The 25,273-nt window shown below is 64.7% G+C and carries 22 protein-coding genes and 1 pseudogene; 10 read left to right on the forward strand and 13 right to left on the reverse strand.

Features of this window, described 5'->3' with window-relative positions:
- Nucleotides 1–32 precede the first annotated feature (32 nt).
- The 5 genes from ACWGS8_RS18300 to ACWGS8_RS18320 form a co-directional block, all read right to left on the reverse strand.
- Nucleotides 33–689: a methionine ABC transporter permease gene (locus ACWGS8_RS18300; RefSeq protein WP_454582240.1), complete on the reverse strand. Its 657-nt coding sequence runs from the start codon at nucleotides 687–689 to the stop codon at nucleotides 33–35.
- Nucleotides 670–1,752, reverse strand: a complete 1,083-nt coding sequence (locus ACWGS8_RS18305) for a methionine ABC transporter ATP-binding protein (protein WP_454582241.1) — start codon at nucleotides 1,750–1,752, stop codon at nucleotides 670–672. Before ACWGS8_RS18305 ends, ACWGS8_RS18300 begins: the two co-directional genes overlap by 20 nt.
- Before the next feature lie 86 nt (nucleotides 1,753–1,838).
- Complete coding sequence (locus ACWGS8_RS18310; RefSeq protein ID WP_454582242.1) at nucleotides 1,839–2,693, reverse strand: MetQ/NlpA family lipoprotein; 855 nt, start codon at nucleotides 2,691–2,693, stop codon at nucleotides 1,839–1,841.
- 242 nt (nucleotides 2,694–2,935) lie between these two features.
- Nucleotides 2,936–4,423 carry an aldehyde dehydrogenase gene (locus ACWGS8_RS18315; protein WP_454582243.1) on the reverse strand — a complete coding sequence of 496 codons (1,488 nt, stop codon included), beginning with the start codon at nucleotides 4,421–4,423 and terminating at the stop codon, nucleotides 2,936–2,938.
- A 55-nt stretch (nucleotides 4,424–4,478) separates the two neighbouring features.
- The gene (locus ACWGS8_RS18320; protein WP_454582244.1) at nucleotides 4,479–5,927 is read right to left on the reverse strand and encodes an APC family permease; all 1,449 of its coding nucleotides are present in this window, start codon (nucleotides 5,925–5,927) and stop codon (nucleotides 4,479–4,481) included.
- A 187-nt stretch (nucleotides 5,928–6,114) separates the two neighbouring features.
- Here ACWGS8_RS18320 and ACWGS8_RS18325 point away from each other — a divergent pair, with 187 nt between their 5' ends.
- Genes ACWGS8_RS18325 through ACWGS8_RS18350 form a run of 6 tightly spaced genes read left to right on the forward strand, consistent with a single transcriptional unit; the run spans nucleotide 6,115 to nucleotide 12,564 of the window.
- The gene (locus ACWGS8_RS18325) at nucleotides 6,115–6,885 is read left to right on the forward strand and encodes an IclR family transcriptional regulator (RefSeq protein ID WP_454582245.1); all 771 of its coding nucleotides are present in this window, start codon (nucleotides 6,115–6,117) and stop codon (nucleotides 6,883–6,885) included.
- The gene (locus ACWGS8_RS18330) at nucleotides 6,885–8,165 is read left to right on the forward strand and encodes a Tm-1-like ATP-binding domain-containing protein (RefSeq protein WP_454582246.1); all 1,281 of its coding nucleotides are present in this window, start codon (nucleotides 6,885–6,887) and stop codon (nucleotides 8,163–8,165) included. Before ACWGS8_RS18325 ends, ACWGS8_RS18330 begins: the two co-directional genes overlap by 1 nt.
- Nucleotides 8,162–8,824, forward strand: a complete 663-nt coding sequence (locus tag ACWGS8_RS18335; protein WP_454582247.1) for an HAD family hydrolase — start codon at nucleotides 8,162–8,164, stop codon at nucleotides 8,822–8,824. The genes ACWGS8_RS18330 and ACWGS8_RS18335 overlap by 4 nt, the downstream gene beginning before the upstream one ends.
- A 20-nt stretch (nucleotides 8,825–8,844) precedes the next feature.
- On the forward strand, nucleotides 8,845–10,194 hold the full coding sequence (locus tag ACWGS8_RS18340) for an aminotransferase class III-fold pyridoxal phosphate-dependent enzyme (protein WP_454582248.1): 1,350 nt from the start codon (nucleotides 8,845–8,847) through the stop codon (nucleotides 10,192–10,194).
- A gap of 28 nt (nucleotides 10,195–10,222) precedes the next feature.
- Nucleotides 10,223–11,545 carry an aminotransferase class III-fold pyridoxal phosphate-dependent enzyme gene (locus ACWGS8_RS18345; RefSeq protein WP_454582249.1) on the forward strand — a complete coding sequence of 441 codons (1,323 nt, stop codon included), beginning with the start codon at nucleotides 10,223–10,225 and terminating at the stop codon, nucleotides 11,543–11,545.
- Nucleotides 11,542–12,564 carry a phosphotransferase enzyme family protein gene (locus ACWGS8_RS18350; protein WP_454582250.1) on the forward strand — a complete coding sequence of 341 codons (1,023 nt, stop codon included), beginning with the start codon at nucleotides 11,542–11,544 and terminating at the stop codon, nucleotides 12,562–12,564. The genes ACWGS8_RS18345 and ACWGS8_RS18350 overlap by 4 nt, the downstream gene beginning before the upstream one ends.
- 15 nt (nucleotides 12,565–12,579) lie before the next feature.
- Here ACWGS8_RS18350 and hpaH read toward each other — a convergent pair whose 3' ends face one another.
- From hpaH to ACWGS8_RS18375, 5 genes are all read right to left on the reverse strand, one after another.
- Complete coding sequence (gene hpaH / locus ACWGS8_RS18355; protein WP_454582251.1) at nucleotides 12,580–13,386, reverse strand: 2-oxo-hept-4-ene-1,7-dioate hydratase; 807 nt, start codon at nucleotides 13,384–13,386, stop codon at nucleotides 12,580–12,582.
- A complete protein-coding gene (locus ACWGS8_RS18360; RefSeq protein ID WP_454582252.1) occupies nucleotides 13,383–14,255 on the reverse strand; it encodes a fumarylacetoacetate hydrolase family protein in 873 nt (290 codons plus the stop codon). Before ACWGS8_RS18360 ends, hpaH begins: the two co-directional genes overlap by 4 nt.
- A gap of 244 nt (nucleotides 14,256–14,499) precedes the next feature.
- The gene (gene hpaD / locus ACWGS8_RS18365) at nucleotides 14,500–15,480 is read right to left on the reverse strand and encodes a 3,4-dihydroxyphenylacetate 2,3-dioxygenase (RefSeq protein WP_454582253.1); all 981 of its coding nucleotides are present in this window, start codon (nucleotides 15,478–15,480) and stop codon (nucleotides 14,500–14,502) included.
- 15 nt (nucleotides 15,481–15,495) lie between these two features.
- Complete coding sequence (hpaE, locus tag ACWGS8_RS18370) at nucleotides 15,496–17,013, reverse strand: 5-carboxymethyl-2-hydroxymuconate semialdehyde dehydrogenase (RefSeq protein WP_454582254.1); 1,518 nt, start codon at nucleotides 17,011–17,013, stop codon at nucleotides 15,496–15,498.
- A gap of 12 nt (nucleotides 17,014–17,025) precedes the next feature.
- Nucleotides 17,026–17,412: a 5-carboxymethyl-2-hydroxymuconate isomerase gene (locus tag ACWGS8_RS18375; RefSeq protein ID WP_454582255.1), complete on the reverse strand. Its 387-nt coding sequence runs from the start codon at nucleotides 17,410–17,412 to the stop codon at nucleotides 17,026–17,028.
- Nucleotides 17,413–17,516: 104 nt separating this feature from the next.
- Between ACWGS8_RS18375 and hpaR the strand changes: the two genes are divergently transcribed.
- Nucleotides 17,517–18,014 (forward strand): homoprotocatechuate degradation operon regulator HpaR, encoded by a 498-nt coding sequence (gene hpaR / locus ACWGS8_RS18380; RefSeq protein ID WP_454582256.1) that lies wholly within the window; start codon nucleotides 17,517–17,519, stop codon nucleotides 18,012–18,014.
- A 31-nt stretch (nucleotides 18,015–18,045) separates the two neighbouring features.
- Here the strand turns inward: hpaR and ACWGS8_RS18385 are convergent, their stop codons facing one another.
- Nucleotides 18,046–18,555 (reverse strand): flavin reductase, encoded by a 510-nt coding sequence (locus tag ACWGS8_RS18385; RefSeq protein WP_454582257.1) that lies wholly within the window; start codon nucleotides 18,553–18,555, stop codon nucleotides 18,046–18,048.
- 6 nt (nucleotides 18,556–18,561) lie between these two features.
- A complete protein-coding gene (locus tag ACWGS8_RS18390) occupies nucleotides 18,562–20,106 on the reverse strand; it encodes a 4-hydroxyphenylacetate 3-hydroxylase N-terminal domain-containing protein (protein ID WP_454582258.1) in 1,545 nt (514 codons plus the stop codon).
- 93 nt (nucleotides 20,107–20,199) lie between these two features.
- Between ACWGS8_RS18390 and ACWGS8_RS18395 the strand changes: the two genes are divergently transcribed.
- The 3 genes and pseudogenes from ACWGS8_RS18395 (at nucleotide 20,200) to ACWGS8_RS18405 (ending at nucleotide 22,600) form a co-directional block, all read left to right on the forward strand.
- Nucleotides 20,200–21,069 (forward strand): helix-turn-helix domain-containing protein, encoded by an 870-nt coding sequence (locus tag ACWGS8_RS18395; protein ID WP_454582259.1) that lies wholly within the window; start codon nucleotides 20,200–20,202, stop codon nucleotides 21,067–21,069.
- Nucleotides 21,070–21,210: 141 nt separating this feature from the next.
- A complete protein-coding gene (locus tag ACWGS8_RS18400; RefSeq protein WP_454582260.1) occupies nucleotides 21,211–21,693 on the forward strand; it encodes a hypothetical protein in 483 nt (160 codons plus the stop codon).
- A gap of 228 nt (nucleotides 21,694–21,921) precedes the next feature.
- Nucleotides 21,922–22,600, forward strand: a pseudogene (locus ACWGS8_RS18405) (transporter substrate-binding protein).
- A gap of 170 nt (nucleotides 22,601–22,770) precedes the next feature.
- Here the strand turns inward: ACWGS8_RS18405 and ACWGS8_RS18410 are convergent.
- On the reverse strand, nucleotides 22,771–25,194 hold the full coding sequence (locus tag ACWGS8_RS18410) for a glycoside hydrolase family 99-like domain-containing protein (RefSeq protein WP_454582261.1): 2,424 nt from the start codon (nucleotides 25,192–25,194) through the stop codon (nucleotides 22,771–22,773).
- Nucleotides 25,195–25,273 lie beyond the last annotated feature (79 nt).

The following is a 25,273-nucleotide window of genomic DNA, read 5'->3' on the forward strand; positions in this document are numbered from 1 at the left end:
AGCCTCGCCTCATTCCTCGCGAGCCTACCAGCTCACCCTCGCCGGTCCAGCCGCGCCACCAGCCGGTCGCCGGCCCACTGGATCCCACACACCAGAATGATCAGCACGATGACCACCGCCACCATCACCGACGTCTCGAAGCGCTGGTAGCCATAGCGGATGGCGAGGTCGCCGAGGCCACCGGCGCCGATGGCGCCGGCCATCGCCGAGGCGCCGATCAGCGTCACCAGGGTCACCGTGAAGCCGGCGACGATGCCAGGCAGCGCTTCCGGCACCAGCACCTCGCGGATGATCGTCCAGCGGTTGCCACCCATGGCGCGCGCCGCCTCGATCAGGCCGTGGTCGACCTCGCGCAGCGAGACTTCGGCAATGCGCGCATAGTAGGGCGTGGCGGCGATCGACAGCGGCACAATGGCCGCCCAGGTGCCGATCGAGGTGCCGACGATCAGCCGCGTCAGCGGGATCAGCGCCACCAGAAGGATGATGAAGGGCACCGACCGGAAGCCGTTGATGACGGCGCCGAGCACGCGGTTGACCCACGGGCTTTCGGCGATACCGCCGCGTTCGGTGGCGATCAGGGCGAGACCAAGCGGCAGGCCGAAGACCAGCGAGATCAGGCCGGAGGCAGCCGTCATCAGCACCGTTTCCCAGATCGATCGCAGCAGAAGCTCAAACAGGATTGGCGACATGGCCAAGCACCTCCACCCGCGCCTGACGGGCCTTCAGGAATGTGGTGATTTCGGCGAGATGGCTTGCATCGCTGCCGGGAACAGAGAGAAACAGCGTGCCGACCGGCTGCTGCTGGATGTGATCGATGCCGCCATGGACGAGGCGGAAGGCGCCCGGAACAGAAGTAGCAAGATCGGACAGCAGCGGGCCGCTTGCCGCTTCGCCGGCCACGTCCACGCGCAGGATCGTCTCCGCGCCGGAAGCCGGCAGCAGCCGTGCCGCCAGTTCGGCCGGCAGTTGCGGCCGGATGGCGCCGAGCAGGCTTTTGGTGATGTCCGATTGCGGGTCGGCGAACACCGACCAGACCGGTCCTTGCTCGACGATACGCCCGGCATCGATCACCGCCACACGGTCGGCGATCGAGCGGATCACCTCCATCTCGTGCGTGATCAAAAGGATGGTCAGGCCAAGCTGCCGGTTGATGTCTTTCAGCAGCGCCAGGATCGAGCGCGTCGTCTCTGGATCGAGCGCCGATGTCGCTTCGTCCGACAACAGCAGCGCCGGTCGCGCGGCAAGCGCCCGGGCGATGCCGACGCGCTGCTTCTGGCCGCCGGACAGCGATGCCGGATAGGCCCGGGCTTTCTCCGACAGGCCGACGAGCTCAAGCAGTTCCGCCGCCCGCGCCAGCCGCTCGGCTTTGGGCCTGCCCTCGATCTTCAGCGGCAGCGCGACATTGTCCTGGACCGTCTTGGCCGACAGCAGGTTGAAGTGCTGGAAGATCATGCCTATGCGCCGCCGCAGCGGCTGCAGGTCGCGCTCGCCGAGCCGGCTGATCTCCCGGCCCTCGATGAACACCGCGCCGGAATCGGGCCGCTCCAGCCCGTTCAGGCAGCGGATCAGCGTCGATTTGCCGGCGCCGCTGCGGCCGATAATGCCGAGGATCTCGCCCTTGCGCACCGTCAGCGAGATGCCGTCGATCGCCGGCGTGGCGCCAAAGCGGCGCTTCAGGTCGACAAGGCGCACCACGTCTTGCGATCCGGCCTTGTCGGCAGCCTCGGCGGTTACGGTGAAATGCTGGTTCATGCGCGGATCCCGAAATACGATTGCGGTCCGCGCATTGCGCGGACCGCCTTTCCCGTCAGAGCAGACACATTCGTGCCCGTATATTCTCAATAGGCGCTGAGGCCGGTGCCCTTGTAGACCTTGTCGAACTCGGCCTTCACCGCCTCGTTTTGGTAGGACGCCACCAGCGTCTTCACCCAGGCTTCGTTCTCGCTGCCGACCTTCACAGCGATGAAGTTGCGGTAGGGATTGTCAGCGATGGGCTCCTGCGCGATGCGGTTTTCCGGCGTCAGGCCGCTTTTCAGTGCCCAGTCGGTGTTGACCACGGCGGCGTCGAGATCCTCGACCGAGCGGCCGACAATACCGGCGTCGAGTTCCTTGATCTCGACCTTCTTGGGGTTTTCGGCGATGTCGGCCGTGGTGGCCAGAATGCCGGTGCCGTCCTTCAGCTTGATCACGCCTTCGTTCTGCAGCACGCGCAGCGCCCGGCCTTCATTGGACGGGTCGTTCGGCACGCCGATGACCGCGCCTTCGGGCAAGTCGGCGACCGCCTTGTACTTCTTGGAGTAGAGGCCGATCGGCCATACGCCGGTGTAGCCGACGCGCACGATGTGATAGCCTTGAGTCTTGATCTGGTTGTCGAGATAGGGCTGGTGCTGGAAGGCGTTGGCATCGATCTCGCCGCGCTCCAGCGCCTCGTTGGGCTGGGTGTAGTCGTTGAACACCACGGTCTCGATGGTCAGGCCTTTTTCGGCGGCCTGGGCAACCACGACGCGCCAGACATCCTCGTCCTCGCCGCTGATGATGCCGACCTTGATCGCCTTCTTGTCCTCGGCGAAGGATGCCTGCGGCGCCATCAGGCTGCCGACCGCGACGGCCGATGCGAACAGCAGAGCCAGGCCGCTGCGCCGGTTGATGGTTGACCAAAGGGAAGATGGCAAAGTGTTGTGGACGTCGGACATGATTGATCTCTGCGGTTGTGAAGTCATGGCAGCAAGGCGGATTGCCCAGGCTTGGTCACATCGTCAGAAATTCTATCGATTTTATCAAAGAACGTGTTTCGCCATTCTCGGCAAAGCCGGGAATATTCTCTCAAAAATTTGAAGGGCGGGAGCACAAGACGTCACGGGATCGACCGCGGCGGTGTCGCGCTGCGATCCGAGGGCATCGGGAGGGTTAGATTCTCAGAGAGCCCAGCGGGTCCTCAAAGCGCGATCCAGGCCGTCTTGAGCTCCAGATATTTCTCCAGCGCGTGCAGCGACTTGTCGCGGCCGAAACCGGACTGCTTGACGCCGCCGAGCGGTACCGTGATGTCGGCGCCGCCATAGGTGTTGACGTGGACGACGCCGGCATGGATGGCGCGCACCATGCGGTGCGCGGTGGACAGGTTGGCGGTCCAGACCGCCGAGGCGAGGCCGTAGACGGTCGAATTGGCAAGCCGAACGGCCTCCTCCTCGGTGTCGAAGCGCATGACGCCGAGCACCGGCCCGAACACCTCCTCGCGGGCAAGCTGCATGTCCTGCGTCACATTCTCGAAGATCGTCGGCGCCATGTAGCTGCCGCCGGTCTCGGCCAGGATCTTTTCGCCGCCGGTGACCAGCCTTGCGCCTTCTTGCCCAGCCTTGGCGACGAAGCCGAGATTCTTGTTCAACTGCTCCGCGCTCGACACCGCGCCGATATCGCTTGAGAGATCGAGCGGGTCGCCGACCTTCAGCCGCGTGGTCGCCGAGAGCAACTCGTCCATGAAACGATCATAGACGGACGATTGCACAAGCAGGCGCGAGCCGGCGACGCAAACCTGGCCGGAATTGCGAAAAATGCCGTTGGCCGAGACCACCGCCGCCTGCTTCAAATCCGGGGCGTCGGCAAAGACGATGTTGGGCGACTTGCCGCCCAGTTCGAGGAAGACGCGCTTCAGATTGGAGCGGGCGGAGTAGTCGAGCAGCCTGCGGCCGACCGGCCCCGACCCGGTGAAGGTGATGGCGTCGACATCCATATGCAGCCCAAGCGCCTCGCCGGTGACCGCGCCCCGGCCGGTAACGACGTTGAGCACACCGGCCGGCAGGCCGGCCTCGGCCGCCAGTTCCGCCAGCCGCAGCAGCGTCAACGAGGCGATCTCCGGCGGCTTGACCACCACGCAATTGCCGGCGGCAAGGGCGGGCGCGATCTTCCAGGCGCCGATCATCAGCGGGAAATTCCACGGCACGATGACGCCGACGACGCCGAGCGGCTCCTTGTGGATGAGGCCCAGCACGTTCTCGGCCGTCGGCGCGATCTCGCCATAGACCTTGTCGATCGCCTCGGCGTAGTAGCGGATGGTGCCGGCCGCCGACAGCGGCTCGGCCTTGTAGGCCATGCCGATCTCGGTGCCATTGTCGCGCACGCCGAGCACCGCCAGTTCGTCGACATGCTTCTCGATCAGCTCGGCGAGCCTGCTCAGCACCTTCTTGCGGAAGGCGGGCGCGGCGCGCGACCATGAACCCTTGCCGAACGCCTTGCGCGCCGATGTCACCGCGCGGTCGACATCGGCGGCATTGCCGTCGGCGATGCTGGCGAAAACGCGGCCGTCGATCGGCGAAATGACGGGCAGCGTCGCGCCGGTTACTCCCGGTGATTGCGCACCATCGATGAACAGGCCGCGCGCGCCGATCTCCGTGTGGCGCAGTGTGTCGATGGCATTTTGACTGATCATGATGTTCTCATTTCAGGTGGGCTGGGCGGCTTGGACCGCCGCCCAGCTATTTCGCTCAATCCTTCAGCGGCAGGCCGAGGCTCTCGAAGGCGACCGGGTCGCGGCCCCGCAAGGCGCCGGCCAGCAACAGGCCCACTACGGCGGCGATCAGCACCAGCCCCGGCAGGAACACGCCGAGGAAGCCGCCGGCGCCCGACAGGCTGCCGAAATTGATGACGATCAGATAGATGATGACGACGAAGGCGATGAAGGTCAGCCCGGGCAGGATGGTGGTCTTCACCGCGTTCTCCTGTGCCGACGGGTTGGCGCGGAAGTACATCACCACGGCAAGCGAAGCGACGGCCATCATGACGATGACGCCGAGTGTCGCGACATTGGTCAGCCAGGAAAACAGCGCCAGCACCGGATCGAGGCCGAGCACGGCGAACAGGCCGACGACGACAGCCGCCAGCACGCTCTGGATCACCGAGGCGACATGCGGGCTCTGATGCGCCGAATGCGTCACGCCGATCGACTGCGGCAACAGCTTCTCGCGGCCCGAGACATAGATGTAGCGGGCAACCGCATTGTGGAAGGCCAGCACACCGGCAAACAGGCTCGACACGAACAGGATGCTCATGGCGTGCGTCAGCAGTGTTCCGGCATAGCGGTCGGACAGGCCGAACAGGAAGGTCGTCGGGTCCTGCAGGCCCTGCAGCGCCGGCAGCAATTTGTCGACGCCGGCGCCGACCGCCATCAGCCAGGCGGTGACCATGTAGAAGACGCCGATCAAAAGCACCGAGAAATAGGTGGCGCGAGGAATGGTGACTTTGGGGTCGCGGGCTTCCTCGGCGTAGATCGTCGTCGCCTCGAAGCCGATGAAGGCGGCGAAGCAGAACAGGATGGCGATGGCCGGCGCGCCCGATGTGATCTGGGTCCAGCTGAAAGGCGCGGCCGACAGGCCGCTGTCGCCGCCGGTCTTGAGGATCGTCAGATCGAGGATCAGCACCACGGCGTATTCGCACAGAACCAGCACCGTCAGGATCTTGGCCGACAGGTCGACCTGGCGGTAGCCGAGCACGGCGACGATGGCGATGGCGATAAAGCTCCACACCCACCAGGGCAGGTTGATGCCCCAACCGGCGAACAGGCCGGAGCTGGCGGCGCCGAGCAGCCCCATGACGCCGATCTGCATGGCATTGTAGGACAGGATGGCAATCAGCGCGGTGGCGCCGCCGGCGAGACCGCCGAGGCCGCGCGCGGCATAGGCGTAGAAGGCGCCGGCGTTGCCGACATGGCGCGACATGGCGACATAGCCGACCGCGAACAGAAGCAGCAGCACCGTCACGATCAGGTAGGTGCCGGCAAAGCCGGCGCCATTGCCCATCAGCATGCCGAGCGGGGTGCCGCCGGCGACCGCCGTAAGGGGTGCGGCCGCCGAGATCACCATGAAGGTGATGGCGCCGACGCCAAGACTGTTCTTGCGCAGCCTGTTGGCCGGCGCCTGTTCCGAAACTGCTGTCATTGGTCCCTCCTGTTTGCAAACCGGTTTGGCTTGCCGGCCGAATGGCCTGTCCCATATGCTCTGGATGCTGGTTCATTATTTGAACCATTATTTTGAATATAGACTTGCAAACCAGGCGGCTTGCTGTCAAGTTAATTCACACGTTAATTGATTGCCCCTGCTGGGAGGCAAATGCCGGGAGGATGCATTGGGTACGGTCGGCAAGGCGATTTCACTTCTGGAGCTGTTCACCGTGGCCGAACCCGAACTCGGGCTGACCGATCTGGCGCGCCGGTCGGGCTTCGACAAGGCGACGACGCGGCGGCTGCTGGTCGCCCTGACCAATCGCGGCTTCGTCGAGCAGGATGCCGGCACGCGGCACTATCGGCTCGGCGCCGGCCTGTCGCGGCTGGCGCGCATCCGCGAGGCCCGCTTCCCCTTCCTGCAGACCGCGGTGCCGCTGGTGCGGGATCTGGCAAGCGCCACGGCCGAGACCGTGCATCTGTCGGAATTCGGCATCGACAGGCTGGTCACCGTCCATGTCGAGCATCCGGCCTGGGCGAACCGCGTCAACATCGATATCGGCCAGCTTCTGCCCCTGCATTCAACCGCGTCGGGCATCGCCTATCTGGCCTTTGCCAGGGATGAGGCCGTCAAGGCATGCCTGGCGGGTCCTCTCGAGGCCTTCACGGCGCACACGCTGACCGAGCCCGTCGCCATCTCCCGTTCCATGGCCGAGGCACGCGAGCGTGGCTATTCGATCTGCGATCAGGGCCTGGAAGAAGGTGTCATATCCGTCGCGGCGGCAATCCTGGCGGCGGATGGCTTCGCGCTCGGCACCATCGCGGTGGCCGCGCCCAAGGCCAGGACGACAACGGCCGACATCACGCAACGCGGACTTGCTGTCATGGCGGCCGCACGGGAGATTTCGATGCGCCTCAATGGCGACAATCTGCAAACCTTGAGGAGGCAGGCTTGATGCCCGTTGAGATCGCGCCCCGCATCCTGGTCATCGGCACCGGCGACACCAAGGCCGATGAGCTCTTGTTCATGAAAGCCTGCATCGAGGCGTCGGGCGGGAGCGCCGTGATGATGGATGTCAGCGTTCTCGGCAATCCACCCTACAGCCCCGATCACGACAAGCATGCCGTGGCCCGGGCCGTCGACGTGACCATCGAGGAGATCGTCGCGAGCGGTGACGAGAACACCGCCATGACATTGATGGCGGGCGGGGCGGTGCAACTCACCCGCCAGCTGCACCGCAACGGCGAGATCGACGCCTTCATCGCCATAGGCGGCTCGATGGGCACCGATCTGGCGCTCGACGTGGCGCTTTCCCTGCCGCTCGGCGTGCCGAAATTCGTCGTCTCCACCATCGCCTATTCGCACCTGATCCCGCCGGAACGGGTCGCTCCGGACCTGATGATGATCCTTTGGGCCGGTGGGCTCTACGGCCTCAACTCGATCTGCAGGCTGGTCCTGTCGCAGGCCTGCGGCGCGGTGGTCGGCGCGGCCCGGATTGTGCTGGAGAGCCGCGCCTCGGCGCCGGCGACCGGGCCGACCATTGGCATGACCTCGCTCGGCAGCTCCTGCCTGCGCTACATGAAGACGCTGAAGCCGGCGCTGGAGCGGCGCGGCTATGATGTCGCCGTCTTCCACACCACCGGCATGGGCGGCCGCGCCTTCGAATCGATCGCCGGCCAGGATCATTTCTGCGCGGTGTTCGACTTCAGCCTGCAGGAGATCACCAACCATCTGGCCGGCTCCGTCGTCAGCTCCGGTAGCGACCGGCTGGAAAATGCCGGCGCCCGCGGCATTCCGCAGATTGCCGCACCCGGCGCGGTCGACATGGTCGACCTGCCGACCTGGCAGGATTTGCCGGCTAAATTTTTCGAGCGCCCGTTTCACGCCCATAACAGGCTGATCGCCTCGATCACCGTCGATGCCGATGACCGCCGCGAGGTCGCGAGGACCATTGCCGCCAAGCTCGGCGCCTCGAAAGGGCGCTCCGCCTTCATCCTGCCCACGGGCGGCATCCAGGAATGGGACGTGCGGGGCGAGCCGCTCTATGAGCCGGAAGCGCTGGCCGCCTTCGTCGACGAAATGCGCAAGGCGATACCTGCTGGAGTGGAGCTCCACGAGATCGACGCCCATATCAACAGCGACAGCTTCGTCGCCAAGGCGCTCGAAATCTTCGACCGCTGGGTTGAGGAAGGCATCGTCCCGCGTGGCATGCCGGCCAACGGGGTGGCTGCGTGACCGCGGTTCGTGCCCAGGCGCTTGTCCTCGATTTCGGCGGCGTCGTCACCCGCACGCTGTTCGAAACCCATGCCCTGACCGAACAGGCGCTTGGCCTGACGCCCGGAACACTGCAATGGCGCGGGCCGTTCGATCCGAACAGCGATCCACTGTGGCGCTCCATGCAGGCCGACGAGATTAGCGAGCGCGACTATTGGCGCACCCGCACCAGCGAGGTCGGCCGCCTCGTCGGCGAGGATTGGCATGCGATGGAAACCTTCGTTCAGCGCGCGCGTGGCGCCGAGCCGGAAAAGGTGGTGCGGCCCGAAGCCGACCATGCCATTCGCGCCGTCCACGCCGCAGGCTTTCGCCTGGCGATCCTGTCCAACGAGCTCGACCTGTTCTACGGCGCCGACTTCCGCCAACGGTTGCCGCTGCTCGGCCTGTTCGACGTGATCGTCGACGCCACCTATACCGGCGTCCTGAAGCCCGACCCGCGCGCCTATGGCTTCGTCACCGAGGCGCTCGGCCTGCCGGTTAGCGCCTGCGTCTTTGTCGACGACCAGCAGCGCAATGTCGATGGCGGCCGCGCCGCCGGCATGCGCACGGTGCATTTCGACGTTGCCCGGCCGGCGCAGTCATACGCCGAAGCCCTTGCCCATTTCGACCTCGTCCCCTGAGACATCTGCGGAGCCTTGTGATGCGCGACATCAATTTCCTCACCGAGACCAATGCCAAGCCAATCTGGCATCCGATGGCGCATCCGGCCGAGATGCGGGCCAATCCGCCCAAGGTGATCATGAAAGGCGAGGGCGTCACCGTCACCGACATCGACGGCAGGAGCGTGCTCGATGCAGTCGGCGGCCTGTGGAACGTCAATCTCGGCTACAGCTGCGACCCGATCAAGAAGGCGATCGCCGACCAGCTCGGTGCGCTGCCTTACTATTCCGGCTTTCGCGGCACCTCGACCGGACCGTCGATCGAGCTCGCCTACGAGCTTTCCGAATGGTTCGCGCCGGAAGGCATGGTACGGACCTTCTTCACCTCGGGCGGCTCGGATTCGGTCGAGACCGCGCTGCGGCTGGCGCGGCAATACTGGAAAATCCGTGGCCAGGGCGACCGCACCAAGTTCCTCGCCTTGAAGAAGGGCTATCACGGCACGCATTTCGGCGGCGCCTCGGTCAACGGCAACGCCAATTTCCGCCGCAACTACGAGCCGCTGCTGCCCGGCGTCTTCCACATCCCGGCACCCTGGACCTTCCGCAACCCGTTCGACGAGACCGACCCGGCGCGGCTGGCCAAACTCTGCGCCAGGGCGCTGGAGGACGAGATCGCCTTCCAGGGCGGCGACACCATCGCCGCCTTCATCATGGAGCCGGTTCTGGGTGCCGGCGGCGTCATCGTTCCGCATGAAAGCTTCATGCCGCTGGTGCGCGAAATCTGCGACCGCCACGAAATCCTGCTGATCGCCGACGAGGTGGTGACAGGTTTCGGCCGCACCGGCGCCTGGTCGGGCTCGCGGCTGACCGGCGTGAAGCCGGATTTCATGACCATCGCCAAGGCGATCACCTCCGGCTATTTCCCACTCGGCGCCACGCTGGTCGGCGCCAAGGTTGCCGATGTCTTCGAGGCCGACAAGACCAGTTTCGGGTCGATCGGCCATGGCTACACCTATTCCGGCCACCCGGTCGGCTGCGCGGCGGGGCTGGCGGCGCTCGCCGAGACCAAACGACTGCGCCTGAACGAGAACGCGGCCGCGCGCGGCGCCGAGCTTGGGGCGGTTCTGGAGGGGCTGAAGACCAAGCACGCGATCGTCGGCGATGTCAGGTACAAGGGCCTGATGGCGGCGATGGAGCTGGTTTCCGACCGCGCGACCAAGAAGCCGACCGACAAGAAGACCATGGCCGTGGTTTCAGAGGCGGCCTACGAGGCCGGCGTCATGCTGCGCGTCTCCGGCAACAACATCATCCTGTCGCCGCCGCTCATCATCAGCGCCGCCGATGTCGCCAAGATCGGTGAAGCGCTGGATGCCGGACTGTCGAAGGTCTGACGGGATACAAGGGAGTTTCGAGAGACAGATGGCACACCCGCGGAAGAGTTCGGCGCCTGGAAAGCAGGCCGAGGAGACGCTGATTAGCCGGCGTGGCCGGCTGCTCGGCGCGAAATCGCAATTGTTCTATGATGAGCCGGTCCACCTGGTGCGCGGCGAAGGCGTCTGGCTCTATGACGCCGACGGCCGCCAATATCTCGACGCCTACAACAATGTCGCCCATGTCGGCCATTGCCATCCGCATGTGGTCGAGGCGCTGTGCCGGCAGGCAAGCCTGCTCAACACCCACACGCGCTACCTTCACACCGCCATCCTCGACTATGTCGAGCGGCTGACCGCGACATTCGATGCCAGCCTCTCCACCGCCATCCTGACCTGCACCGGCAGCGAGGCCAACGACATCGCGCTGCGCATGGCGCAAGCGACGTCAGGCCAGATGGGCATCATCGCCACCGACGCCACCTATCACGGCAACACCACGGCGGTCTCGCAACTCTCAACGCGCATGCCGCCGGTCGGCGGCCGTGCGCCCTATGTCCGGCTGGTGCCGGCGCCCGACAGTTTTCGCCATCCCGACGCGATGGCCAACGGCAAGGCCTTCGGCGGTGCGGTGCGCGAAGCGATCGCTTCGCTGGCAAAGGACGGCATCGGCCTGTCCGGCATGATCCTCTGCCCGCTGCTTGCCAATGAAGGCTTTCCGACATTGCCCAGCGGCTTCTTCGACGATGCCATGGCGGCGGTGCGTGAGGCCGGCGGGCTGGTCATCGCCGATGAGGTGCAGCCCGGCTTCGGCCGCACCGGCAGCCATTTCTGGGGTCATCAACGCGCCGGCTTCATCCCCGACATCGTCACCATGGGCAAGCCGATGGGCAATGGCCATCCGGTCGCCGCTGTCGTCACCACCACAGAGATCCTGGCGACGTTTCGCAACGCCTTCCGTTATTTCAACACCTTTGGCGGCAATCCGGTTTCCTGCGCCGTGGCCAATGCCGTTCTCGATGTCCTGGAACAGGAAAACCTCGTCGCAAACGCACGCGACGTCGGCGCCTATGCGCTCGGCCTGCTGCGGCCGCTGGCCGATCGGCATGACTGCATCGGCGAGGTCAGGGGCGCCGGCCTGTTCTTCGGCGCCGAACTGGTCCATGACCGCGAGACGCGCGAGCCCGCGCCTGACATCGCCGGGCGCGTCATCAACGCCATGCGCGACCGTGGCGTGCTGATGGGCAAGACCGGAATCCACGGCAATGTGCTCAAGATCCGCCCGCCAATGCCGTTCTCCCGCGCCCATGCCGAGCTTTTGATAGGCACGCTCGACGAAGTGCTTGGCGACGTCGCTGGAGTGTCGGCGTGAGCGTGGTTTCCGTGCGTTCCGAGCCTGAGACGGTGGCGGATGTCACCGAGCTTGCGCGCCGTGCGCTCGCCCGTTGGGGTGCCCGCGACGGCGAGCCGGAACTGCTGAAATACCGCGAGAACGCGGTCTTCCGCGTCTCTCTGCCGGACGGCCAGCCGGCCGCCATGCGCATCCATCGGCTCGGCTATCACACCGACGCCGCGCTGCGCTCGGAATTGCTATGGATGAGCTTTCTGCAATCCGCCGGCATCGCCACGCCGTCTCCGGTGCCAACACCGGCCGGCGATTTGTTCGTGCTTGTCAGGAAGGCCGCCTCAGAGCCGTCCCGCCAGGCCGATTGCCTGAGCTGGCTCGAAGGCCGCGCCGTCGGCGCGCGGGGCGTGCCCCTGGCCTACACGCCGGAACAGGCGAGGCAGGTCTTCGCCGCGATCGGCCGAACCATCGCACGGATGCACAATATCAGCGCCAGCTGGGCGCCGCCCGCCGGCTTTGCCCGCCATGCCTGGGATTTCGACGGCTTCTTCGGGCCGAACCCGATCTGGGGCCGCTTCGAGACCTCGCCCTTTCTCGATGGTCCGCGCCGCGAGCTTGTTTTGCAGGCACGCGACAAGGCGGTGAAGGCGCTTTCGCAGCATGAACGCAGCCCTCGCAACTTCGGCATCATCCATGCCGATCTGGTGCGCGAGAATGTGCTGATCCATGATGGCGCGGTTCGCATCATCGACTTCGACGATTGCGGCTTTGGCTGGCACATGTACGACCTTGCCGTTGCTCTGTACCAGAACCGCGAGGAGGCGATCTATCCGCTGATTGAAGCCGCCTTGCTCGATGGCTATCGGCAGGAGCGGGCGTTGACGCCGCACGACATCGCCGCCCTGCCGCTGTTTTCAGCGTTGCGGGCCTTCGCCTTCCTTGGCTGGGTGCAGAGCCGGGTCGAAGGCGAAATCACCAGGGAGGTCGGTCTGCGCATGTCGACTATCGCGGCCGATGTGGTGATCGCCTATTTGCGTGGCGAGTAGGGACGGATAGCGCCGTCAGCCCTTGGCGAAATGAATGCTGACCGTGCCGGAACTGCCGAAATCGGCGACGATCGTGTCGCCGGGCCGTGCCTCGACCGGACGCACGAACGAACCCGACAGCACCACCTCGCCGGCCGCGATCGACAGGCCGTAGCGGGCGAGCCGGTCGGCCAGCCAGGCTACGCCCATCGCCGGGTGGTTGAGCACGCCGGCGCCGAGCCCGGTCTCCTCGACCTCGGCATTGCGCGAGACGATGGCGCCGATCCAGCGCATGTCGGCTTCATCGGGCCGCTGCGGTCGCCCGCCGATGACGATGCCGGCATTGGCGGCATTGTCGGAGATCGTGTCGAAGAAGCTGCGCGCCTTCTTCGTCTCGGCATTGACGCGTTCGATGCGGGTGTCGAGGATTTCCAGCGCCGGCGTGATGTAGTCGGTGGCATTGAGCACGTCGAAGAGGGTCACGCCCGGGCCCTTGAGCGGTGCTTTCATCACGAAGGCGATCTCGGCCTCGACGCGCGGCTGGATGAAGCGGCCGGCCGGAACCGTCGCGCTGTCGTTGAAGAACATGTCGTCGAACAGCACGCCGGAATCCGGCGTGTCGATGGCCAGCGCGTATTGCATCGCCTTGGAGGTCAGGCCGATTTTCCAGCCCTTCGGCTTCAGCCCGGCATCGATCTTGCGCGTCACCAGCGCCGTCTGGACGCGATAGGCGTCCTCCATGGTCGCGTCTGGAAAATCGAGGCTGAGCAGCCGGATCTGGCGGCGCGAGCGCTCGGCTTCGAACAGCCGGTTGGCGGCGTCTTCCACTTGCTCCGGGGTCATGAAGCTGCCTCTTCGACAACGCTGTTCCTGAGCACGCCGATGCCGTCGGCCTCGACCTCGATCACGTCGCCCGGCTTCAGCCAGACCGGCGGGTCGAAGCGGGCGCCGGCGCCGGTCGGCGTGCCGGTGACGATGATATCGCCCGGCACCAGCGTGGTGAAGGTCGAGATGTAGTTGATGATCTTGCGGAAGGAAAAGATCATGCGGCTGGTGCGGTCCTGCTGGCGCAGCTCGCCATTGACCCGGGTCGAGAGCGTAATGTCGGCGATCTGCGCCTCGTCCGTGAATGGCACCAGCCACGGGCCGATCGAGCCGGTGCGGTCGAAATTCTTGCCTTGCGTGACATTGAACTTGGCGTGCCGCACCCAGTCGCGGATGGTGCCTTCATTGCACAAAGAGAGTGCGGCGATGTGGCCGAGCGCCTCGGTCTCGGAGATGCGCCGGCCGCCCTTGCCAATGACGATGACGATCTCGCCCTCATAGTCGAGCTGCGGCGATTCCGGCGGCCGCACCAGCGGCGCGCCATGGCCGACGAAGGAGCGGGGAAAGCGGATGAACAGCGATGGATTCGAAGGCGCCGCCTGCCCGTCCTTGTACTCCTCGTTCCGGTCCGGATAGTTGACGCCGACGCAGATGATCTTTTCCGGCGACGGGATCGGAATTTGATAGACGACATCCTCGGCCGCGAAATCAGCGTCGAAGGCATCTGCTTCCTCGGCGAGTTTGCCGAGCGCGTTGGCTTCGATCACTTCGCGCAGCGTCGGCCATTCCTCGTGGCGCGCCGAAAGGTCGACGGCGCCTTTGCCGGTGATCGCGCCATAGCGCGTCTTGCCGTTGACGGTGAAGGTGGCGAGCCGTGCGGGACTCATGGTGCGGCTCCGCCGATGGTGATGCTGAATATCGGCGAGGTCGGAGCCCTACGGCGCCCCCCTCTGTCCTGCCGGACATCTCCCCCTCTTGGGGGGAGATTGGACATTGTCTCTGCTCTCGCCAATTTCCAACGTCGCAGGAAACGCGCCGGCCGCAAGGCCAGCCAATCTCCCCCCTTGAGGGGGAGATGTCCAGCAGGACAGCGGGGGGCGACAAGGAACGCTGACATCAACTCAAAACCCACTATGGTGCCACGATCGGCGAAGCCGTCAGGTCCGGCTGCCGCGCCGTGGCACCGGCGAAGCTGCTGCCTTCCTCGAACCAGCTTTTCGGCGCCGGCGCGCCCCACAGCGTCTGGCGCTGCGGGTCCTTGAGGTCCCATTTGATCGGCTCGAGGTCCGGATCGACCGTCTGGTAGTCCGAGCAGTAGATCTCGATGCGGTGGTTGTCGGGGTCTCTGACATAGAGGAAGAAGGCGTTGGAAATGCCGTGCCGGCCGGGGCCGCGCTCGATGTTCGGCAGATAGCCCGTCGTCGCCATCAGATCGAGCAGGTCGATGATGTTGAGCGGCGTCGGCACCCAGAAGGCGACGTGATGCAGGCGCGGCCCGACGCCGTTGGTGAAGGCGATGTCGTGAACGCCGCCCTTGCGGTGCGTCCAGGCCGCCCACAGTTTTCCGCTCGAGGCATCCTCGGTGTATTCGGTCACGCGAAAACCGAGCTCGTTGTAGAAGGCGACGGACTCGTCGACATTGGGCGAGAAGCAGTTGAAGTGGTCGATGCGCAGCGGCTTCACGCCCCTGTAGAGCGCGTATTTCTGGTGGATCGGCGGCAGCCTCGCCATCTCGGCATAGAATTCCAGCGGAATGCCGTGCGGATCGCGCGTGCGGAAGGTGCGCGCCTGGTAGGGCCGCTCGACCCAGTCCACCGGCAGGCCCTTACCCTTGAAGAAGTGCGCAGCCTTGTCGAGATCCTCGTCCGAAAACACCTTGAAGCCGAGGTCGCGCGCTTCCGGCGTCGTCGCCTTGCGCAGCACGATGCAGTGATGGCCGCGTTCCTCCATGGCTCTGAGGTAGATGGCGCCCGATGTCTCGTCGGTGACCTGCAGGCCAAGCGTGTCGACATAGAAGGCGCGCGATCTGGCGAGGTCGGTCACCGCCAGCTCGACATGGCTGAGGCGCACGATGTTGAAGGCCGGATAGAGGTTGGGCTTGGGCAAGGGCATTCTGATCTCCTCCGGTCAGCCGCCGAGTTTCTGGATCGCGTGCGCTGTCGTGGCGAAGGCGATGTTCTTCGTCTCCATGTAGAAGTCGAAGGAATGGTCGCCGCCGTCGCGGCCGATTCCGGAATTCTTGACGCCGCCGAAAGGCGTCGGCAGATGCCGCACATTCTCCGAATTGACCCAGATCATGCCGGCATCGAGCGCGTCGGTGAAGCGGAAGGCGCGGGTCACGTCCGAGGTCCAGAGATAGCCGGTCAGGCCGTATTGCGTGTCGTTGGCCAGCGCCAATGCCTCCGACTCGTCCTTGAAGGCAATTGCCGTCAGCACTGGCCCGAAAATCTCTTCCTGGGCTATGCGCATCCGGTTGGTGGCGCCGGTGAACAGCGTCGGGCTGACATAGCAGCCGCCGCCCGGACCGGCGAACTTGCCGCCGCCGGCGGCGACCACCGCGCCCTCCGATTTGCCGATCTCGATATAGGACAGCACCTTCTCTTCATGCACCGGATGGATCAGCGGCCCGACCACGGTCTGGGGGTCGAGCGGATGGCCTATTCTGATGCGCTTGGCCTTCTCCGCCACCAGATCGGTGAACTGGTCGTAGACCAAGGTCTCGACCAGCAAGCGCGAGGACGAGGTGCAACGTTCGCCGTTGAGCGAGTAGATCATGAACACCGCCGCATCCGCGGCGCGTTCAAGGTCGGCGTCGGCGAAAACGATCACCGGGTTCTTGCCGCCAAGCTCGAAATGCACCCGCTTCAGCGTGTCGGCGCCCTGCTTCATGATCATCGACCCGGTGCGGCTTTCGCCGACAAAGCCGATCGCCTTGATGTCGGGGTGCTCGGTCAGCGCCTTGCCGGCATGTTCGCCAAGCCCGTTGACGAGGTTCCACACTCCCTTCGGCAGGCCGGCTTCCTCGGCGATCTCGACCAGCAGGCGCGCCGTCAGTGGCGAGAATTCAGCCGGCTTATGAACCACGGTGCAGCCTGCCGCCAGCGCCGGCGCGATCTTCCAGGTCGACAGCATGAACGGCGTGTTCCACGGCGTGATGATGCCGACCGGGCCGATCGGTACCCGCGTGGTCATATTGATCTGGCCAGACGTGCGCAGCGTCTCGCCGTCGCGCGCTTCCGGCGCGCGGTCGGCGAAGAAACGGAAATTCTCCGCACCGCGCAATGCCGCCTTGGCCATGAATTTCAGTGCCTGGCCGGTGTCCATGCACTCGACGAAGGCGATCTCCTCGGCGCGCGCCTCGATCGCGTCGGCAATTTTGTGCAGCAGCTTCTTGCGCGCCTCCCCAGGCATGGCCGCCCAGGCCGGGAACGCCGCCTTCGCCGCCTTGGCTGCGCGATCGATGTCGGCGGCGCCGCCACGCGCGACGCTGGCCAGCGGCTTCAGGTCGACAGGCGACAATGTCTCGAAGGTCGAACCGTCAGCGGCCGGCACCGCCTCGCCGCCGATCTGGTTCAGTACGCCGTCGCTCTTGAAACGCGCCAGATAGGCCTCGGCCTTTTTCAGATTGCCTTCGAGGTCGGACATGTCAGTCTTCCGTCACTTGCCGCGCAGCCGCGGGTGGATTGCATTCTTCTTCCAGCTCAGCGCCGGGTCGATTTCCCGGATCTCCAGGGACAGGGCGAAATGCGGGGTCTCGAACAGCGGCGCCAGATATTCGCCCACCGCCTTGAAGACGGCCTCACCGGTGCGTTTCTTGTCCTCGGCGCTACGGCCGGTACCGACGCGAAACGACATGTCGAGAAAGGCGTTTTCCGGCAGATTGTCGGCAATGGCATAGGCCTCGGCGCGAAAGGCCCGCACCCGCACCGCGCCGGTCTCGAACAGCCCGGTGTCGAGCACGGTGCGCAGCACCAGCGCGCACAATTCGTCCATGTCGACCTTGGCATCGAGATTGGCTGAATACTCGATGGAGAAGTGAGGCACCGCGTCTGGTTCCCTGGAACATTGCCTTATTGTAGTTAACGCGTTAATTACATGCGGTGTCGCCGAAGTCAAGTCTTGCATCCGGCCTGAGGCGACGATACGGGATGACGGGCTCGGACGGCCAGCGCTGCCGGGCAAAGCCGATTGCAAGCCTGTGCTGGAGAGAATTTCACTTGCTGCCCGAGAACACCCGCCGCTCCTTGCCAATGGCGCTCCTTCATGCCCGCGAAGCGGTCATGGCGCGGTTTCGTCCGATGCTCGCTGCGCATGACGTGACCGAGCAGCAATGGCGCGTGTTGCGCGTGCTGAGCGAGGCCGGCCCGGTCGAGGCGACCGAGCTCGCCGATCGCGCCTCGGTGCTGCCGCCCAGCCTGACCCGCATCATCAAGGCGCTCGAGGGCCGAAGATTCATCACCCGCAACAAGGCCGAAGGCGATGGCCGCCGTGTCGTGCTGACCATAGCCCCGGCCGGCTCCGCCCTGATCGACGCCCTGTCCCCCGAACGCCGCGTCATCTACGACGACATCGAGCGGCGTTTCGGCCATGAGCGGCTGGAGCAGCTGCTCGACCTGCTGGAGACGCTGATCGACGGCGAGAGCTGAGCGCTCTCCGTCCCGCGCCGTTCGCCCCGACTCATCCGCCAAAGCTGCCGAGCCGTGTCGGCTGCGTGTAGTTGCGGTCGACATAGAGCAAGGCCGAACCGCCGCTGCCGCGGCGCACGTCGATGACGCGGCCGATCATGACATTATGCGTGCCGACGATATGCACGTCCTCGATCTCGCAATCGAAATTGACGATCGCGTCCGAGAGTGCCGGCGTGCCCGAGGTCAGCGTCTGCCAGCGCGCCGCCGAGTAGCGGGCTTCCATGTCCCTGGTCGCGCCGGCGAACTTTCCCGCCAGATGCATGTGGTCATGCGTCAGCACGTTGACGCAGAACCGCCGGTTGGCGAGGAACATGGCAGCCTGCGTCGAACGCCCGTTCATGCAGACCAGCAGCGTCGGCGGCTCGTCTGAAACGCTGCACATGGCGGTGGCGGTGAAACCGCCGCGGCCGGCCGGACCATCGGTCGTGACGATGTTGACCGGCGCGCAGACCCTTGCCATGGCGTCGCGGAAATCGGTTTTCGAGATCTGCGTGGCCATCGAAGATCACCCGACCGTAGAAGCCAGCGGCGGCAGCCAGGTGTCATCAGTCCAGCCGTTCTCGTCATAGTCGGCCATGCAGGTATCGACCAGTTCCTCCATCGCCTTCAGCCGGCCGCCGCGTTCGGCGCCCTTCAGCACCTGCAGCCGCACCTCTTCCGGCGCGCCGGCATAGTTCAGTTCATAGAGCGCGTGGCGGCCGCCGAACTCGGTGCCGGTCGCGTCCCACAAAAGCTTCATGATCTTGATGCGCTCGACATGGCCCATGTCGTTGGAGCCGCGCACATACTGCGCCAGGTACTTGTCGATCTGAGGATTGTTGAAGTCGCGCACCGATGACGGCAGGTAGATCAGCCCCGACGCGATCACCCGGCGCACCGTGTCGATAACGCGCGGATAGGCTTCCGACATGAAGGTGCGGTAGGCGAGGGCGGCGTCGAGATTGGGCAGCACCGCGCCGTTCGCCCACGCGATCGGATTGTAGGCCATGGCGTTGGAAAAACTCCAGAACATGTGCCTGAGCGCGATCACCTCGCCAAGTGCGGCCTGGTTGCCGCGAAAGGCATCGCCGCCGGTGGCGCGCAGCGCCTTGGCGAGCAGTCCGGCGAGGAAGTCGAGCTTGACGGCGAAGCGCGTGCAGCCCTGGAAACAATAGCCATGCATGAAGCCCGACGCCGGATGGAACGACAGGATCTTCTGCGCATCACGCAGCACCAGCACGTCCTCCCAGGGGATGAAGACATTGTCGAGCACCAGGATGGCGTCGTTCTCGTCGAAACGCGACGACAGCGGATAGTCGAACGGCGCCGCCACCGTGTTGGCCGTCTGCTCGTAGGAGACGCGGCAGAACATCTTTATCCCCGGCGCGTTCATCGGCACGATGAACATCACCGACAGCGACGGATCCTCGGTGACCGTCGCCGAGCCCTGCGCCAGGAAATTGTAGTGGGTCAGCGCCGACGACGTCGCCACCACCTTGGCGCCGGAGACATAGATGCCGGCATCGGTCTCCCTGGTGATGTGGACGAAGACATCCTTCACCTGTTCGGCCGGCTTGTGGCGGTCGATCGGCGGGTTGACGATAGCGTGGTTCATGAACAGCACGGCTTCCTGCGCTCTGCTGTGCCAGGAAAGCGCATTGTCCTTGAACGGCCCGTACCAGTCGGCATTGGCGCCGAGTGTGTTCATCAGCGCCGCCTTGTAGTCGGGCGTGCGCCCCATCCAGCCATAGGACATGCGCGACCACTCGGCGATCGCCGTCTGCTGTGCAGCGAGTTCGCCCGAAGATTTGGCGACGCGGAAATATTTATGCGTGTAGCCGCCCGATCCGGTGTCGGTTGGGGAGGTCAGCGTGTCGCGCCGCTTGCCGTCATGCAGCGCATCGTAGAGCCGCGCCAGCGAGCGGGCCGAATTGCGCATCGCCGGGTGCGTGGTGACGTCGGTGACGCGTTCGCCGTTGATGTAGACCTCGCGGCCGTCGCGCAGGCTCTCCAGATATTCCGCGCCGGTGAACGGGCGCGCTTTGTCGGCACGAAAATCTTCTGACCGCATGATGTTCCTCCACTGGTGAAGCCGATCCTAGCGCCCGGCCTGAGGATCGGTTATGGACGGAACGGCAAAACCGATTGGACTTTTTCCGGCACCATGAGCCAGAGCTCGATCCCCGATTTCTTCGTCTATGGCGAGCCGGTGCGGCCGCTCGATGTCGGCTTCCTGCATGTCGAGACTGTGCTTGCACGCAGCAATATCCACCTCGGCCAGGTCGCCGCGCACAAGCACCCGCAGATGGGCCAGATGACCTACTGGACCAGCGGCTCCGGCACCTACCGTATCGAGGACCAATCCTGGGACTTTTCGGCGCCTGCCGTCAGCTTCGTGCCGAGCAATGTCGTGCATGGCTTCTCGATCGGCCCCGGCACCGACGCCATCGTCGTCTCCGTCGCCGACGATGCGCTCGCCGCCCTTGCCGGTCACAGCCTGTTGCCGCTGGACAGGCCGGTCTTTGCCAATGGCCTGCCGCACCACGCCGCATGGCAGAGGCTGGCTGCGGTGCTGGAGATGATCGGCGCCGAATATGTCGAGGCGCGGGCCGGCAACGACAAGATCCTGCCGTCGCTGATCGCCGTCGCGCTCTCCCACATCGCACGTCTCGCGCCGGCGACTGTCGGCACAGCACCATCTTCCGATGCGTCGTTGGCACTTGGCCTGCGCCGGCTTGTCGATGCGCATTTCCGCGACAACTGGCCGGTCGACCGCTACGTCGAGATGCTGGCCACCACACCGCATCTCCTCGACAAGGCTGCCCATGCGGTTCTAGGCACCGGCGTCAAACGCGTCGTCAGCGAGCGGCGGCTGCTGGAAGCCAAGCGGCTGCTGCTGTTCACCGTGCGCACGGTCGAGGACATCGCCTACGAGATCGGCTTCGACGACCCCGCCTATTTCTCGCGTTTCTTCCGCGGGCGTACCGGCGAGGCGCCGGCGGCGTGGCGCAGGAAGCAATTGCAGGAGCATTGATCCTTACGCTGACTGATTGAGGCCAGCATTCTTCCCCGAGCAGCCATGGCCACCTTTTCGTGAAGGTGTGCGGGTTGATCCGGCGACCTGCGTGCCTACGTAGAGAGGGCGGCCGGGCGCCACCCAATCTCAACAATCGGTATGACATTTTCCTGTATTCGAAAGCTTGCCCTTTCTGGCCTCATCGTCGTCGTCCAGTCTTCCTGCGTCGTTCCCGACGACACGTCGCGCATCGCCAAGGTTGATCCCACGGCGGCGGCGGCTCGCAAGGAGATGGTCGGCCTCAGCGAGGCCGACGTTCGAATGTGCGCGGGGTTTCCAACCGCCACCGCGGACGCTGGCGGATCAGGCCAGATCTGGACCTATAAGCGCGTCGTTCAGCGCGGCAATCTCAGCATCGTCGTCCCGACCCTGTCGGTGGGGCCGGTCCCGGCGCTCGGTGGCTCTCTCAATGTCGCTCCCGGCGGCTACTGCGACACGCAAGTCCGCATGGTCGGCGGCCGCGTCGCCGAAGTTGCCTACGCCGGCGACAACAATCTGCCGAACAGGCGCGACGCGCTTTGTGTCAGCACGGTGGATGCCTGCGTGGCCTATGCCCGCCAACACAGGCCGGCGGCCAAATAGCGGCAGCGGATTTCGCGGGAAACGGCGATGGCCGGCCTTTGGTGTTCGACGCGGATGCCGTTGAGGGCTTGACTGACCCGCCGGACCGAATACGCTAAGGCCAAATACCGGCTCTGATCGCCGGGCGGCAAGAATGCCTCGTATTCCTCGCCCTTGCGGCGCTGGCTGCGGGGCATTTTCATTTCTGGGGTCCTGTTTGAGACGGCGCATCGAGCCCGCTTGGATGCCATGCGGGCGATCGCCGACACCAATGCCGACCGCGGCTCGAGCATCGAGCTGGTGCCGGTCGAGCGCGATCCGCAAAGCAATGCCGACCGCTACGCGACGCTGTGCGAGGACGTCTTCAAGACCAGCAGCGCGCGCCATGTCGTCGGCTGCGTCACCTCTTGGAGCCGCAAGGAGACGATCCCCGTGCTGGAGAAGGCAGGCGGCATGCTCTGGTACGCCTGCCCCTGTGAGGGCTTCGAGGCCAACGAGCATGTCGTCTACATGCACGCTCGTTCCAACCAGCATCTGGTGCCGCTGATGGGGCATGTCACGCCGCGCTTCGGCGCCAACGGCTTTCTGCTCGGCTCGAACTATATCTGGGAGATGAACCGCGTCGCGCGCGACCTGATCGCGGACGCCGGCGGCAAGGTGCTGGGCCAACGCTATGCGCATCGGCGAGACCGACGTGTCGCGCCTGATCGGGGAAATTCGGCCGACGCGGCCGAACTTAATCCTGGACAACCTGATCGGCACCTCCTCCTACGCCTTCCTCGCCGCCTATCGCGATTTGGGCGATGAGGATACCGCCTTCCGTCCGGAATCTTGCCCTGTCATTTCGTGCAACCTCACCGAGGGCGAACTGCCGCCGATCGGCGAGACGGGGAGAGGGCATCTGTCTGTCGGCCCATATTTCGCTTGATTGAAGCCGGGCCGGTCCCCGATCCAGCGCGGCGCAGGAGCCGCGTCGCCCGCCTCGACCAGGAAATCCCGAGCGCCACCCGCAGGATCGGCGAGGCGCCGCTGAAACCGGCGCTCCAGGATGTCGGCAACGGCCGCCACGTCGCTGCGGACAGATAGCGGCCGGTAATTTTAGGTCGGCACGATGATCGAGACCGCGGGCGGCTGGCCTGCAACCTTCCGCATGGTCGATAGCAGGCGCGGAAAGACCCGTTCGGTGGTAAAATGCCACCGCGCCTTGGCGCCCGCCTGCCTGCCGAGTTGCATCCGCAACGGCTGGTTCCGGATCAGTTTCAGCGTCGCATCGGCCATGGCAGCAGGATCGGCCCGTTCGACGATGATGCCGGCATCGTCCTCGACGAAATCCGGCGCCCCGCCGCTGCCGGCGAAGCAGATCACCGGCAAGTCGGCGAATGCCGCCTCCAGCATGACGCGGCCGAACGGCTCTTCGCGGGATGTCAGAAGAAACAGATCGGCAGCCCGAAGATAGCCGCTCACATCGTCGACATCGCCCAGAAATGTAACCTTTTCGTCCAACCCGTCCGCTCGCATCCTGTCGAGGTGCTGCGACCAGGTGCCGAGAGCCTCATCCCGTTCCCGCTCTGGAAACGAGCCGAGCCAGTAGAAATGATAGTCCTCGACCCCACGGGCCCGAAGAATTCGGGCCACCTCGATAAACAGGTCCGCACCCTTGCGGAATGGCATTGCGAGGCCCGATCCCAGGACGATCGTCTTGTCCATGGGCCAGCCGGCCAGCCGGCGATATTCAAGACGCTGGATTTCCGTCTGACCGGGATCGGCGCCGGGCTGCGGAACCGCGCTTGGAATGACGTCGATGGCGTTCGTTTCGACCTTGTGCTCGGCCACCAGATAGTCCCGGACACTTGGCGAACACGCAACGAATCTCTGCGTGTGGGAAACCACATCCTCCATGTCGTCCTTGGCGTATCGGGCGACGCTCGTTGCCAATTCCCTGGCATGCGTCAGGATAGGAATGTCCAGTTCACCAAGCAGCGCATGCACACGGCCGGTGGCCAGGCTGTTGCAATAGATGAGGTCCGGTCTGCCACCATACCAATCGGCGATGCGGGCGAGCTTCGTGGCGCTCGTCTCGGTTGGCGAAACCAGATCGTCCAGAAGGGCGGTGTCGACGATGCGTCGAAACTGTTCGAGCCGTTCACCGCCTGCCAGGCACAGCACCTTGATCTCCAGCTCCGTGTGCGATTGCAGCCATTGGACGATGTCGATCAGCGAAGCCTGCGCCCCACCGAGAGCCGCATCGTGCGAAACGAACAAAACGCGCCAGGACGCATCCCTGGGGAATTTGCCGGCCGCTGACGGAGCCGACAGGACGTTCCGCGTCTCCTGCAAATAGGCGTAGCCATAGCGGTCGTCAGGCTCGAGATAGGCTCCCTCCGCCCACTCGTTCCAGGCATTGACGAAGATCAGGCGGCTGTCGAAATCGGCGAAACGATCGCACGTGTCGGCGACCGCGTTGGCGAGCCATTCTGCGTAGCGGGACGGCGATGCGTTCGTCAGAATATGGGCTGCCTCCATCCTCCGTGCGGTGTTGTCCCAGGAAGGGCAAAGTCCGCGAAACAGCGTATAGGGAACCTGCGGGTAGGCGCGGCTGCGATTGAGGAGCTCCGTCCAGTCGAAGATCTTTCCCCGGAAGCCGCTTTTGAGCGTTGGAATTCTGCCGCTGATCTCGCGAAACTTCCCAAGATTCGGTGGAAATTCGACGGCGGCGTCGAATCCGAATTCGGCGGGATCGTCCTTGTCGAACGACTGCGGATAGGCAAGAAAGATCTCGCCGATGCCGGCTTCCCGGCAATAGGCTCTCCAGCGTTGTGCTGTTTCGGCGGCTGACGGAAACAATCCGGGCCGGTAAATCATCAGGAGTGGCTTGCCGCCGATGCGGATGTATCGCCGGTCGCGAAAATAGCGGGATACATATTCGATGAAGGCCAGGTCGTCCTCGGGTGAATGCGATTGCGCAATCAGCACCTCCTGTTCGCGCCCGTCCCAACGGCGGCTCCAGGGTTCATTTGCCCAATTGATGCAGAAGCCCAGTTCGTGCGCATCATTTTCGATAAATTGTTTGAGCGGCATCTCGAGGACGCGCTTGCCGTTGAACCAGTAGAAGTGAAAACAGAACCCCGAGACACCGTACTGAAGGGCAATCTCGATCTGTTCCTTCTGGATGTCCTTCACCCTCAGGTCGTAGAAGCCGAGGTCCGCGGGCAGCTTCGGCTGATAATGACCATCGAACTGCGGCGTGGCGCGTGTCACATTCGTCCATTCCGTGAAACCCTTTCCCCAAAAGGCGTCATTTTCAGGAATCGGGTGAAACTGTGGTAGGTAGAAGGCTATGAGGCGCGCCTTTAATGCGGCGGGTCGCCTCTCGCCGGATCGCGGCACGTAGGTGTCGGGTCTCTGGATGGCGCCGGCATTTGAGCCCGGAGCACGCCGGGGGCTGCGCCCCTCGCTCTTGCCGAAACGAATGTAGTGATCCAACGGATTCATCGACGCGGCAGCCACGTCGGGATTTTTCATCAGATAGTATTCATTGTCGAAGGTCGGACTCGGGTTTCGGGACTCCGAGACGCCGTACCTGATGTAATGCAGGATCGGA

This window comes from Mesorhizobium sp. 43Arga (genome assembly GCF_053714255.1).